11 protein-coding genes are annotated in these 13050 nt (G+C 69.8%); 5 read left to right on the top strand and 6 right to left on the bottom strand.

What is annotated here, in order from left to right; translation table 11 throughout:
• Positions 1–385: 385 nt before the first annotated feature.
• Complete coding sequence (locus O3W51_RS11295; protein WP_269285532.1) at positions 386–910, bottom strand: hypothetical protein; 525 nt, start codon at positions 908–910, stop codon at positions 386–388.
• A gap of 373 nt (positions 911–1283) precedes the next feature.
• On the opposite strand from O3W51_RS11295, the gene O3W51_RS11290 reads away from it, so the two are divergent.
• A complete protein-coding gene (locus tag O3W51_RS11290; RefSeq protein ID WP_138351661.1) occupies positions 1284–1976 on the top strand; it encodes a hypothetical protein in 693 nt (230 codons plus the stop codon).
• Positions 1977–2297: 321 nt separating this feature from the next.
• On the opposite strand, the gene O3W51_RS11285 is transcribed toward O3W51_RS11290, so the two are convergent.
• Positions 2298–3704, bottom strand: a complete 1407-nt coding sequence (locus O3W51_RS11285; protein ID WP_244808932.1) for an MFS transporter — start codon at positions 3702–3704, stop codon at positions 2298–2300.
• A 101-nt stretch (positions 3705–3805) separates the two neighbouring features.
• Here O3W51_RS11285 and O3W51_RS11280 point away from each other — a divergent pair, with 101 nt between their 5' ends.
• The 3 genes from O3W51_RS11280 (at position 3806) to O3W51_RS11270 (ending at position 6075) form a co-directional block, all read left to right on the top strand.
• Entirely contained in the window at positions 3806–4333 is a 528-nt protein-coding gene (locus tag O3W51_RS11280; RefSeq protein ID WP_138351659.1) for a winged helix-turn-helix transcriptional regulator, read from the top strand.
• Between the two features lie 458 nt (positions 4334–4791).
• Positions 4792–5439 carry a hypothetical protein gene (locus O3W51_RS11275; protein ID WP_138351658.1) on the top strand — a complete coding sequence of 216 codons (648 nt, stop codon included), beginning with the start codon at positions 4792–4794 and terminating at the stop codon, positions 5437–5439.
• Between the two features lie 408 nt (positions 5440–5847).
• A complete protein-coding gene (locus tag O3W51_RS11270; RefSeq protein WP_138351657.1) occupies positions 5848–6075 on the top strand; it encodes a hypothetical protein in 228 nt (75 codons plus the stop codon).
• 228 nt (positions 6076–6303) lie between these two features.
• On the opposite strand, the gene O3W51_RS11265 is transcribed toward O3W51_RS11270, so the two are convergent.
• On the bottom strand, positions 6304–7821 hold the full coding sequence (locus tag O3W51_RS11265; protein WP_269285527.1) for a serine/threonine-protein kinase: 1518 nt from the start codon (positions 7819–7821) through the stop codon (positions 6304–6306).
• Between the two features lie 116 nt (positions 7822–7937).
• On the opposite strand from O3W51_RS11265, the gene O3W51_RS11260 reads away from it, so the two are divergent.
• Positions 7938–8819 (top strand): hypothetical protein, encoded by an 882-nt coding sequence (locus O3W51_RS11260; protein ID WP_138351656.1) that lies wholly within the window; start codon positions 7938–7940, stop codon positions 8817–8819.
• Positions 8820–9145: 326 nt separating this feature from the next.
• Here the strand turns inward: O3W51_RS11260 and O3W51_RS11255 are convergent, their stop codons facing one another.
• The 3 genes from O3W51_RS11255 to O3W51_RS11245 all read right to left on the bottom strand — a co-directional run.
• Complete coding sequence (locus O3W51_RS11255; protein WP_198359436.1) at positions 9146–10750, bottom strand: hypothetical protein; 1605 nt, start codon at positions 10748–10750, stop codon at positions 9146–9148.
• 354 nt (positions 10751–11104) lie between these two features.
• Positions 11105–11527, bottom strand: a complete 423-nt coding sequence (locus O3W51_RS11250; protein WP_198359435.1) for a peptidase inhibitor family I36 protein — start codon at positions 11525–11527, stop codon at positions 11105–11107.
• Positions 11528–12416: 889 nt separating this feature from the next.
• On the bottom strand, positions 12417–13050 hold a 634-nt coding region (locus O3W51_RS11245; RefSeq protein WP_269285522.1), incomplete at its 5' end, for an SAM-dependent methyltransferase.

Here is a 13050-nt window from a genome sequence, read left to right as displayed (position 1 = left end):
GTGATCCCCCTCAAGGTCGGGCAGCAGATCTGGTGCGTCGTCGGGATGGAGAACGATCGTGTTTCGGGGGCCTGCGGATATCAGGTACCCGTCTCCGTCAGGATCGCCGACACTTGGCCCTCCAGGAAACACCGCGACGGGTTCGTCGGTCGGCAGGAACGGGGCTCCCCATGGCTCTGGCTCCAGGGCGTAGTGCCCCATGTGCATCGTGGCCGGGGCCCGACGATACCCGTCGGGTCCGATTCGACCGTCGAACGCTGGCCTGACCAGGGTCTCGGACAGCTGCACAGCTCTGGTCAGAGGGCGGGCGCAGGCGGCACACACAAAAGTGATCACACGAGGTTCTAGCCCGCCCAACCCGCATCAGCAAGAGGATATTGCCGCGCTACTGCAGCAGGATCATCTTCCGGAGCAGGTGGGAACCAGCTCGCCCGTCGAGCTGCCTCTTGATCTTCCTAATGCGGTCCACGGCGCCCTCGATGCTGCCGAAACTCCAGTCCAGGGTGAGCCTGGCTGTCACGGCGTCGGGGTCTCGGAGCAGGTGGAGTGCGAATCCGGTGAGGCCGGGCAGCCGGCTGGCATCGACTGCGTCGATCCAGGTGGGCAGTGTGGAGCCGCGGCGGTCGGTGGGTATCTCGCCGAAGTCGCGGACGTGTCCGGCGGCCTTGTCCAGTTCGGGGCAGCGGGTCAGAACATCTTTCAGGCCGGCGCGGTCTTCCTCGGTCAGGGTCATGGGGTGCCGGGTGAGCCAGCCGGTCACCTGCCGCACCGTCGGCGGTCGGGTCGGTACCCCGGACGTAGTCCCGCGCAAGGTGGCAATGTGGGCGCGGACCATGCCGTACGTGACAGGAGCGTGCTCGGCAACCAACTCGCTGTGCAGTCGGGTGACGCTGGTGCATCCGGAGGTCACGGGACTTGGTCACCGCCGGGAGCCGGACGTGCGGTTCGGATCGGCGCGTATCGGCGCGTATCGGCTGCTCCCGTCGCGGGATTCCGCTCAGTGCGACGCAGACCGGTCGACCCCGAACCCCTCACCCACCGGGTCGACGGGGCTGGGACATCCACCATCCGTGACGCGGTCACGACCGGGTGGTCGACCGCAACCATGGCCGGCGGTGCGGCGTGTGATCCGGTGGGGCGGCTTTCGTCCGTCCCCGACCGGAAGGCGAGGGGGGCCGATGACGCAGGAGCAGACCGGGGACACGACGTCGCAAACGAGACCGGGCACGAGGCGGCCCAGGACAGTGCGAGGCCATGTGCTGCGCTGGGTGTTCCGTTTGGTCATGGCTGCCCTGATCCTGCTGCTCGCCATGCGCACCTACGAGGAGACGGGCGTCGCGCACGCACGGTCGAACGGAACGCTGCACACGGCCGAGGCCACCATCACGAAGTTGACGTCCCATACGACGAGGGGGAGAGACGGCGGAGGGCAGGACGGGGGCAGCCGCGACTGGACCTTCACCACCAAGTACACGATCGAGCTGCGGGTCGGTGACGAGACGAAGGCGGTGGACGGCGTCCCGGACGATTCCGTGAACGACCTCCACAAGGGACAGCGGGTCGAGGCGGGCCTGTGGCACGGGCGGGTCGTGGAGATCGACGGATGTGACGTGTGGCCCGGCTGGCATCCAGGGGGATGGGACATCGCGCTGGTCGTGCTGTATCCGTTGATCATGGGGTATCTGATCGCCCTCTCCACGGCCGCGGCCGCGTACCTGGCCGGCCTCGGCGGCCGGGTGCGGTTGGAGCGGCAGCAGCGGCTGGGGCCGTGCGGGTCCGGGTTCCTCGTCGGAGTGGTGGCGATCTTCGTGCTCATCGTGTGCGCGGCCTTCGGGAACGGCATCGCGTACTGGCCGGTCGTTCCCGTTGGCGCCGGAACCGCCGCCGCGCTGGTCAGGCTGAGGGGAGCGCTGCGGCGGGCCCGGACCACCCATGTCGCTGACCCACCCAGCGGAAGCGCACCGACCCAGATCTGATGGCCCGGGCCCGGCCGCGTAAAGCTCTGTGGTCCGGTTCTGCACAACCGCGCCAGCGCGCCCGTCCTGCCCAGTTCGGTTGAACGCCACCTCGACATCCGGCCGCCATACCGGATCGGGTTTCCACGCCATGGACCAAGTCGAGCAGGGTCGGGAGCCAACCGGGTCAATCCGGGGCGGTGCCGGGCCACCTCGCGCGACTCCACCTGCTACGCCCCTGCCGCCACACCGCCTACCAGCGGCGGCCCCTTTCGGGACCCCATTGGCGGCCTTCGGGCGAGTGCGAGTCCCGTCCGTCCATCGACGGACGGGACTTGGTCCTCAGGCGGCGCCGGCCTTCGTGGCTTCCGCGGCCTCTGCGACATCGGCCGCCTGGGCGGCGGCCGGTCGCGGCTTGCGGACGAGCGGGAGCGTCGCGCACGCGGCGAGCAGGGACGCCGCGGCGATCGCGTACCAGCCGTGCTGGAACGCGGCGACAGCGTGTCCGGGGGCCGGGGTGCCGAGGATGCCGATCAGGATCGCGACGCCGAGGACCGCGCCGATCTGGCGGCCCATCGAGGTGATGGCCGAGCCGGTGGCGAAGCGGGCCGGCGGCAGGGCGGCCGCCGACGCTCCGGTCAGGACCGGGATGGTCATGCCGACGCCGAGGCCGGTCAGCATCATGCCGGGCAGGAGCGAGGCCGCGTAGGCCGAGCCGGTGTCGAGCGTCGCGGCCCACCACAGGATGCCGGCCGCGAACAGGACACTTCCCGCCAGCGCGATGCGGCCCGCACCGAATCTGGCGACGGCGGGCCCGATCCGCAACGCGACCGGTGGGACCAGCAAGGGACCCGGAGCGATGGCGAAGCCGGTTGCCAGAGCCGAGTAGCCCCACACACCCTGGCACCACAGCACCGCGCCGAGCAGCATTCCGGCGAACGCGACGCTGAACAGTGTCAGGGCGGCCGCGGCGGATGCGAACGCCGGAACCCGGAGCAGCGGCAGCTCGACGATCGGCACGGGATGGCGGGCCGAGCGCAGGACGAAGCAGACGCCGAGCAGCACCGCGGCAGCCAGGCTGCCGAGGGTGCCGGCGCTCGTCCAACCCCAGTCGGGCGCCTTGACCAGGCCGAGCGAGAGCGTTGCGATCGATCCTGTGAGAAGGGCGGCGCCGAACAGGTCCGGCAGCGGACTCTTCTTCGCCCCGGCGCGTGCGGGCGACGGCAGCACCTTGACGCCGAGCGCGAACGCCGCGATCCCCACTGGCACGTTGACGATGAACACCCAGCGCCAGCCGGCCTCGACCAGCAGCCCTCCGGCCACCGGTCCGAGTCCGGCGGCGATCCCGCCGATCGACGCCCAGGCCCGCACCGCCCCGGCGCGCTTCTCGGGCGCCGTCGTGTCGAGCAGCAGCGCGAGGGACGTCGGCATCAGCAGCGCAGCGCCGGCGGCCTGCACGAGCCGTGTCGCGACCAGCGTCCCGACGTTGGGAGCGAGTGCGCAGCCGACCGAGGCGAGGGTGAACACCGCCAACCCGGTCAGGAAGACCGGCTTGTGGCCGGAGCGGTCGGCGACGCGGCCGGCGACCACGAGGAGCGCCGCGAAGACGATCGCGTAGCCGTTGAGGACCCAGGAGAGGGAGCCGAGGCCGTTGCCGTCGAACGAGCGGCCGATCGCCGGGAGGGCCACGTTGACGATGAAGAGGTCGAGGTTCGACATGAAGACCGCGGCCGCGACCGTCGCGAACACGGCTCGGGACGCCCTTGGTGGGTTTGAAAGTCCAACTATCATGGATCGGAGGCTAGTCGTGTGGGTTTGAAAACGCAACGGACGCAGGAGAGGATGGGGACATGACCGCCGACACAAAGCAGGGCGAGAGTTCGGTTCCGCACCCCGAGGTGCCCGGCCGGCCGTGCTCCGCGGCCGCCGCGCTACAACTCGTCGGCGAACGCTGGGCCCTCCTGGCGATCCGCGAGATCTTCTACGGCAACCGGCGCTTCGACCAGATCGTCCGCAACACCGGCGCCCCCCGCGACCGCCTCGCCGCCAGACTGCGCGCACTGGCAGAGGCGGGCGTGGTCGAGCGCCGCGCCTACAGCGAGCGCCCCTTGCGCTTCGAATACCACCTCACGGAAGCCGGCCGCGATCTCGCACCGGTGATGCACACGCTGCTGGCCTGGGGCGATCGCTGGGCGGTGGACACTCCACCGGTCGTCTTCCGGCATCGCAGCGGCCCCGGCTCCGAGCACGACGCCGAGCACGACCTCGATCTCACGTCGACGTGCCGGACCTGCGGTGGGGAGGCCGGGTCGGGACGCCTCACGATCGACGTGCGGGCGCCTGGATGGGATCGGGCCGGGCCGATCGAAGGCTCCTGAACTCGGCCGCGATCAGGCGTGAGAGTCGCCTCGATTGGCCGGATAGGCAGCGCAGCCCCTTTGAAGGGGAGCGCTCTCAGGTCACTGACACGTCCTGGTCCGCGCGATCGCGGCTCCCGCGGTAGCACGCGTGGTTGCTGCCTGTGGTGGCGCTCTGGCCGTTGCCGAGGTCCGCTTACGGTACGACCGACACCTTGACCGCCTCATGCGACGGCGGCTGACCCACGCGCTGTGCTCGGTCTGCGCAAGGGCCCTCACCGGCTGGGACTTGGCGGGCGATCATGTCGGGCTGCTCGGCGATTTCGGGTCGGGGATGACGGCCGGCCGAGGGTGCTCGTGGTCGCCGATCCGCGCGAGCCACTCGGTGGCGATCGCATTCCGCCGCGCCGCTCCCATGGCGTCAGGAGTAGGTGATGCTGTGTCATAGGTCGAGCGACAGCAGGAATTCGGGGGACGCCATGGCCTACGAGGGAATCGTTGCGGCACCGCGGCTCCACCCCTGCCCGAGCTGCGGCCTCACTGACCGGATCTCCGGGGTCCCGGCGGTGTACGTGGCAGGGCGGAACCAGGTGAACATGGTCGTCTCCAGGACGGACGACCGGATGGAGCACACCGAGACGCGCCTGGTGACCACGGCCCTGTCGGACGCCCTGGCACCGGCGCCCACGGCACCTGCTGGTGTCTGGACGGGCTGCCTTGGCGTTCCCCTGCTGGTGGTGGCGATCGGGACGTTCATCGGGGGCGCGACCAGCGGGCACTGGTTCGGCGGCTACCCGGTGCCGCCGGCGGGTGCCCGGCTCCCGGCCGAGGCCCACCCCACCTACGCCTACCTCGGCGTCATCTCGCTGCTCGCGCTGGTGGCCGCGGCGAGCCTGATCGTCCCGGCCGTGCTCCGCGCGATCGACTTCGGGCGCCTGGTGGAGGCGGGCCGTCCGGCCGCTGAGCGACTGTGGTCGCGGGCTTGGTACTGCGGGCGCTGCGGAACGGTGTACTTCCCCCCACGACCGGGGGACCCGGCCGGGCCGCTCACCTTCGCGGACTTCAGAGCGGTGGTCTGGGCAGCAGGGGGTTACGGGCATCTGGCCCGTCCACACCGCACCCCGTGAAAGTCGGCTCGCGGCGCGGGTTGTCCCGATGAAGACCGTCTCGCGGTCGGGGTCAGATGTTCGGCCGCGGAGACGTCGCGCAGAGTCCGGATCCCGCAGGTGACCTGGGACCTCTTCAGCCTCGTCGCGGCGACGAACTGCCGGGTGTGCAGCCTGGCGGGCGGGCTTCGATCAGCGAGGTAGGAATCGCCGGGCGCCGCAGAGGAGTCGGTCGCAATCCTCGACGAGCTGGACCAGGTGCGCTGTTCGCCGACGCCCTGCCCGTGCTCGCGGTGGCGCCGGCCGACCTGGGACTCCGGGGGCGGCCGAAGTCACCACCCGGGCCCTGGCGATGATGCGGGAGCAGGCCGCGATCAACCCCGTGGCACGACGGGGCGACCTTGCCCTGGCACTGACGTCCCCGACCGGGTGCGGGCCGAGGCCGCGATCGACCTCGCCGAGGGCCTGGCCGCCGTCACGGAGGCGGTCGGCTTCATGCGCGAGCTCATGGCCGAGGTCCAGCAGCCGTACGCGCCCGCCCGCGCGGAGGCCCACGCCCTGGATGGCCGGCTGCGGGCGATATCGCCGCCGTCCAGCGACGGGTGGCTGGGCGGCGGGCTCTGGCAGACTTCCCGGATTGAGGTGTCCGGAGGATGATCAACCGCACTGCGAGGATCGCTGGGACAGGGACCTAACCGGACGCGTGTCCCGGCGGTGCTGCTGCACTCGGTCGTGCGCGGCCCTACCCCGCCTTCCGGGTGAGTGCTGCGCCGGCCGGGACTTCGCCGGACAGTTGGCCCAACAGATCGCTGAGGCCGCTCGCTCCACCCCATTTCCCACGCTGGCCAAGCCGACGCCTTGCGGTGAGCACGAGCGCGCGCGGCATCAGGGGCGGCGGCAGGCGCCCGCTGTGGTGCCGCCTCCGGCGGGTCGGCAGATGTAGACGATGTCGGCCGCACGATGGCTGAGGTATCGGCCCACGCACTGGTTCGGCGTTGTGCGGCCGCGCTCCGCACAGAACGCCACGGCCGCGCTCCCGTCCGCGTAGGGGCCAGGAGCGTAGACGACCCAGTAGCCCGCCCGGAGCGAGGCGAAGTCGTCACTGCGCAAGACGATGGCCTCCGGGACCTGGCGGCGCACGATCGTCAGCTGCCGGTCACGGGCAACCGGCTCCGAAACTATCGGCTCCGACCACAGTTGGGCTATCCAGGTGTCTGCAGAGTCCTCGCCGGCCGGACGGTTGTCGGCGGTCGCAGTGGTTGGTAGCGGGTCGGTCGTGCGCTCCGGCGCTGCGACGCTTGTCGGCAGTGTCGGCAGTGTCGGCAGTGTCGGCAGGGTCGGCGTGGTGGTCGTGGCATGCGTTTCGCTCTTGTTCGGGGCGGCGCTTGCGCTGGTGGTCAAGGAGGCAGGCGGCGCCTGACCTTCAGTGCGCTCGGGTCCGCCGTTCCGCAGTGCGAACACCAGAACGCTCACGAGCGCTGCGATGACGATGACGGCTCCGACGGCCAGGACTTCGGGCCGCTTCCGCCTGCTTGCGGGTACGGGTCGAGGGGAGTCGAGTTGTGTCGGTGAGTGCGTCAGCACCGAGCTCGGCGTGGCCGCTACGGCATCCGCAAGCATCGCATCCAACCGAGATGCGTCAGGCCTCATACCGGCGTCCTTCGAAAGGAGTTCGGCCAGTACGGGCCCCAGTGGCCCGGCCCTTAGGGGCCGTGGCACCGGTTCGTCGAGAACGGCGGCGAGGGTGGCCAGAGTGTTGGGACGTCGCATGGGGCTTACGCCCTCCACCGCAACGTAGAGCAGCATGCCCAGCGACCACAGGTCAGAGGCGGGATTACCCTCCTCGCCGCGGATCCGTTCGGGGGCCATGTATTCGGGAGTGCCTATGAGGTGGCCGGTAAGGGTCAAGGCCGTGGCGTCCTGGACAGCAGCGATACCGAAATCGGTGAGGACGGCCTGGCCGTCCGTGCGCAGCAGGACATTCGCCGGCTTCACGTCCCGGTGGTGGATGCCCACCGCGTGCGCGGCTCGCAGGGCTGCTAAGAGGTTCCGGCCGATCCCGGCCGCGATGTGCGGCAGGAGCGGAGCGGTGGCGATGACCTCCTGCAATGAGGGTCCTGGCACCAGCTCCATCACCAGCCACGGATAGGGCCCCTCCTCTACGACTTGATGAATCGTCACCACATGTGGATGGCTGAGCCGTGCCAGCGCGCGCGCCTCGCGCAGGACCCGCTCGCGCAGAACAGGGTCGGTGGCCGGGAGGTCTGCCGTCAGGACCTCCTTGAGTGCGACCTGGCGATGCAAGATCATGTCCCTGGCGCGCCATACCGTTCCCATTCCGCCGGCGCCGAGCCGCTCCAGCAGCTCGAAGCGCCCATCGATGACATCACCTGCATCGCTCAAAAGCCCACCCCCTCCACCCCTTCGGAGAGTAGCGGTGAGCCGCGCACCGGGGCGGCTTTCTATCCTCAAAGGGTCCATTCCGACACAACCTTGCAGCACGGGCGGACCGGGTTGTCATGCGCACCATTCGCAGCCACCGCATCGCCCTGGGCCCCACTCTCGTCGGCACCGACGCCCACCGGTCCGACAACGCCACCAGCGCGGCCATCAGCATGCGGAGCCCCGCGCACAGACCGCAGCGCGAAGTGTTCTTCCGCGCCCCCATGGGCATCTACCGCTGCCCAACTGGTTGCTGCTCCCCGATCAAGCTGTCGCCGGGGTTGCGGCTCGTGCTGCTCCCGCCCGCGCCGGCGATGGTTAGCGCATCCGGTGATCGAGCGCAAGCGCCGTTGCACGCGCGCCTTCGCTCTGCAACAGCGCCGCCATGGGCGTGCTCGGGCAGAAAGGATCGGCACACCGATCGACTCGACCACCCCGGAGGGAACATGAAGAAGCACCCACGTATCGGCACGCTCTTCGCTCACGGCAGAGGAGGGCTTGTGCCCGCTGATTTCAGTGAACGATGCCGGACCTCGCCCGCACTTCGGTCAACCCGCACCGTGGGTCGAACCCTCGCCTCGACCGTGGTGGCCTTCTTACTGGCTCTCGGGTTCATGACCGTCCTGTCCCCGAGTGCCAGTGCCACGTCGACCAACAACTGTGCCTGGTCGGAGAACGCCTCCACCACCTGCCTCGACGTCTACGGCAGTGGCCTCAACGTCGCGTGGGTCGAAGTCACCAATGTCGGCGGCAAGACGACCATCTGCAACTACAAGGTCCGCTTCTGGGGCACGGGGGGATACTGGGAGTCGCCGATGCAGAACCGCTGCGTGCCAGGGGCGGCATGGGTGTCCATGACCATCGGTCACAACTTCCCCGACGGTTCGCTCGTCTATGGCCAGTTCTACACGAACGGCCATTGGCTGACCGGCTCACCGGCGACTCGAATCCACCGGTAGGTGTGGCGGAGCCCCACCGGTAGGTGTAGCGGAGCGGCGTAGGCAAAGGGGTCGCCTGCGCCGCTCCGGCACGGGAGGCTCCGGAAGCCGGACCAACCGCGCAGACGGGCTTGCGGATCCTGGGCCGGGCGATGAGCGAGGCGGCGACGCCGCTCTGCGGCGACGGCCTTCGGCAAGCGCCTGTCGCGGATCGTGGGGCGGGGACGTAGGTGATCGTGCTGGTCGATTGCCGCGCGCGGAGGAGTGGCGGGTGGGGCGTGCCGGCCACGGGGGCCGACGTCCCCGCCGTTCGCAGTTGGCAGGCGAGCCGATCAGCGAGGAACGTCCTACTGCTGGGCACTCTCGCGTACGTGACGGGCGAGGCCGCTCCACCAGCCGGAGAGATGCTGCGTGGGTGCGGCCTGGGCCTGCTCCTCCACGAGCCGTGTGAGCAGGTCCAGTTCGCCGGCCATGGCGAAGCCGTACACGAGCCTCTTGAGCACGCGGGTCTGCCCGATGGCGTCCGTGGCGGATCCGGTGTGCTGGTGGAAGACGGCGCGCCAGTAGCTCTCCGGGCTGCGGCCCCCGATGTGCCCCAACGCGTGCACTGCCGCCAGGACGACTTCTTTGGGCAGACCCCGCGCGAGGGTGAGATCGGCGACCACGTCCCGCTGGCCGTGCCCGCCGAGGACGCGCAGAGCGTCGAGCATCGGAACGGCGCGTACCTCGTCGCGCAGGGTCGCGGTCTGCCGCAGGTCTGCGGCCAGGGCGGCGGCGACCCTTGGTCCATAGGGGCTGGCGTGCAGCAGCATCGCCGCGTAGAGCCGCACGTCCGCCACGGGGTGGTGCAGCAGGTCGTCCACGATGCCGCCCAGCACAGCGGTCGCATGGTCGCCCAGCCGGGCGATGATGCGCGACACGACGATCGATGCCACGGCCGTATCGGTCAGCGATCCGTGCACGACGATGGCCTGGACGACGGGGTGGCGATCGGCCGCGGCGCCGGTGAGCCGCGCGGCGTGGGCGGCGGACAACGGTAACTGGTGCAGGAGCACTGCAGCAGCCTCCACGACGGACCCCGGGTGCGCCGCTCGCGGACCACTGGTCAGCACACCCTCCACCACGTCCACGAGCGTCCGGGTCTGCTCAGGGGTGAAGTGATGTTTGCGGGTCTTTCGCGCTGAGGCCAGCAGAGCGCCGTACAAGCTGTCGGTGGTGGTGGGATCGGTGAGCTGGCGCAGCACGGCTCGTCCGGCATCGGGGTGCGGGCTGCCGTCCAGTGCGCACACCGCCTCGATCAAGCCGGCATGCTCGGCTTGCTCCGCAACACCGGAGCACACGGCGATCGCCTCCGGCCCCCACTGCGGGTCGGCCATCAGCCGGCCCAGTGCCTCGAAGCGGCGCATCCAGGAAGCTCCGCCGGAGACCAGGGTCTCCTCCAGCAGCCGTTGCACCACGGCCTCGCGGATGCGGCTCGGGGAGACCTGCCCGCCACCGTAGGCGGCCCACCGGGTCAGCTCGTCCCAGTCGGCCGCGCTGAGCACTCCACCATCGAGGACGCGGTCGAGGAGCAAGTCGACGCGCCGGTCCCGGCCCGCGGGCGGTGAGCCGTCGCCAGAGCGGAGGAACGCTGCCGCGGCGGGACCCCCCTCGTGGCGGGCGATGGTCTGGATCGGCAGAAGCAAGCGGTACGGGAGGAGGCCGAGCACCTCTTCGTAACGGCGGACGGACGAGGCGGTCACCGGAACGAGGCCGTTCTCCCAGCGTGACAGGCAGCTTGGGCTGCCTCCTGCGTACTGCCAGTCCTCGCGGTAGACGGAGGCGAAGCCGGTCAGCCGCCGCAGTGCCGGGTCGGCATGACTCAGCCGATGCGCCCGCAGTAGCCATCCGGCCCGCACTTGCCAGGGGACCAGCCGGAGGACCGGAGGCCCTGCCGCAGCCGTTCGTGCCACGTCTGTCCCCCTGGCTCGCCCGCCACCCCCACCGGAACTGTCCGGCTTACTCCACATTGGACCGCTTCCTCGACCGCGGCGAGGCGGTTTCCGGACGGCGGGACAGGGGCGCTGGTCGTGGAAGGGGGGTTAATGAGCTCCAACGCGCTCATATGCGGTCATATGCGGTCAATTAAGCTCCGATGCGCTCCAGGGACGAGCCCGCACACGGATGACCACCCCGGACAACCGGCGCCCGGGTTGGGCCCGGTGATCGACTCTTCCTGGACGAGGGCGGGCGACGTCGGCGGAACGTGCGGCGGCGACCGCCGTGTATGACCAGCCGGGCAGCGGGACCCCCGATCCGCAGTGCTGTCAGTCGAAGACACAACTACTGACGCCGGCGGGCAGGCTGCGGTAGGAACTCACCTTGTTCTTCCATGAGACGGGGAGGTTCACCCGGCCGTTGGGGGCAATGCGCACGTAGTTCCCTCCCAGGTTCTTGTCCCAGAAGACGCAGACGTACCTGGTGCTCATGTTCGCGACGGAGTTGGCCCGGTCGTTCCACCCATAGCCCGGGGCCGCCAGATTCGGGTTGTACTTCACCGCGTTCTGGTCGTCGTAGATGTCCCCGCCCGCGTTGTCGTAGTCCCACATGCACCAGTCGCCGGCCTCGCACTGAGCCCAGCTGTTCGCACCAGCAGGAGACTGCTGACCGGCCGAAGCGGCCGAGGCGCCGCCGATGGTGAAGGTGCTGGCCAGCACGATCGCCGTGAGCGCCCGCGTAACTTTGATCATTGGGTTCCCTTCGAGAGCGCAGGCATGTCCGGGCGAAATGCTCGCGCACCGGGCTGCACCTGCACGGAGCCAAGTCTGAGCCAGAATCCCCACCTACGGTATGCGGCGTCAAGGCAGCGATTCCTCCACGGACGGAGAACACCGGGGTGCTGCCGGTTGACGTGAATATCGCGGAGAGGACATGTGACGTGCAGGTGCACTGCGGAGGGCGTCGGGTGAGCGGGCTATGGCGTGCGGTCTGGTCGTTGTTCGCTGTTGGCCGCGGGCCTGCCGCTGTCCACCCATACGGATGCGCCGAGCCGCTGGTTGCGCCGGGCCGGACGAGTCGGTGGAGGTCCTAGTGGTGGTGGAACGCGTTGCCCCTGCACCGGTAGCTCTATGCGACCCCCGGTTGGTGGAAGAGGTCACAGACGACATCGCCACAGTGAGCACGTGGTGGTTGGAGGGCGGCCCCGACGAGACACGTTTCGTCTTCGACGTCTGGTCGGACACCCCCAGGCCAATTGCCGACCGACGTCTGACTTGCCGGCTCTGTTCAGGACTTCCGGTTCCGGGTCAACGTCTGTGCAGCGATCACCGGGCGTGCCCGCCGACGTTGGAGGACACCTTCAGCCAGTTGCCCGAAGCCGAGCGGGCTTCCAACTCGTTCGCAAGCGAGTTCTCCTCGCATGACGGAGAGCGGCGGCTGCACGGAAGTTGAACCAGGCCCCACAAGGGCTCTGGTCAGCTCTATTTGGTCGCGTACACAGGGTGACTGTTGATCTTCGCCTTGGCGGGTCTAGTGGTCGTAGGCGGTCAGCGTGCGCATGACAGGCTGACCGCGCAGGAAGCTAACTCCCCTCATCAGGCTCCCCTTGGAATCGATCATCCAGGGAACGGGGGAGGCGCTCTACCGGCGGACCGCCGAGATCAGTCCGCCGGGCCGCTCCTCGCGCTGCGGCGGGGTGCTGATCGGGCGGCCGTAGGCGGCAGCGCGCTCGCGCAGGGTGTGGCTGTCGGCCGCCCAGCCGTGCGCGGCCAGCCAGCCCACCGGGTCGTCGGGCATCTCCGAGACCCACATGGACGCCGCCGATCCCGGCGCGGCGTCCGCGCCGAAGCGCTCGATCACGCCGCGCGAGCCCAAGGTCAGCCCCATCCGACTGCCAGCCGCCGACTGCGTGCTGATCCGGGCCAGCAGTAGCTCCACGGCATCCTCGGGCAGATAGATCAGCAGCCCTTCGGCGATCCACGCGGTCGGCACGGCTGGGTCGTGCCCTGCGGCGGCCAGCGCGCCTGGCCAGTCCTCACGCAGATCCACCGCGACGGTGATCCGCTCGCAGCGTGCGACGGCCCGCTCCTGGCGCAGCACCGAAGCCTTGAAGTCCAGTGGCGCGGCGGTGTCGACCTCGAACAGCCGGGTGCCCTCGGGCCAGTCCATCCGGAAGGCCCGGCTGTCCATGCCGGCGCCGAGCAGCACGACCTGCCGGACCCCGGACGCGGAGGGTTGCAGCAACAGGTTGGCGTGGTCCTTAGTCGTGATGTCG

It is taken from the genome of Streptomyces sp. H39-C1 (assembly GCF_027158125.1).
In the GTDB taxonomy this organism is placed as follows: Bacteria; Actinomycetota; Actinomycetes; order Streptomycetales; family Streptomycetaceae; genus Actinacidiphila; species Actinacidiphila fildesensis.
The sequence above is the reverse complement of the archived record's forward strand: the minus strand, read 5'-3'. Positions and strand labels throughout refer to the sequence as shown.

Excerpts from the sequence above, each read along its gene's own strand:
- O3W51_RS11290 (WP_138351661.1), top strand. The coding sequence starts at position 1,284 with ATGGCTGCCCTGATCCTGCTGCTCGCCATGCGCACCTACGAGGAGACG.
- O3W51_RS11280 (WP_138351659.1), top strand. The coding sequence starts at position 3,806 with ATGACCGCCGACACAAAGCAGGGCGAGAGTTCGGTTCCGCACCCCGAG.
- O3W51_RS11260 (WP_138351656.1), top strand. The coding sequence starts at position 7,938 with ATGCGCACCATTCGCAGCCACCGCATCGCCCTGGGCCCCACTCTCGTC.
- O3W51_RS11250 (WP_198359435.1), bottom strand. The coding sequence starts at position 11,527 with ATGATCAAAGTTACGCGGGCGCTCACGGCGATCGTGCTGGCCAGCACC.
- O3W51_RS11275 (WP_138351658.1), top strand. The coding sequence starts at position 4,792 with ATGGCCTACGAGGGAATCGTTGCGGCACCGCGGCTCCACCCCTGCCCG.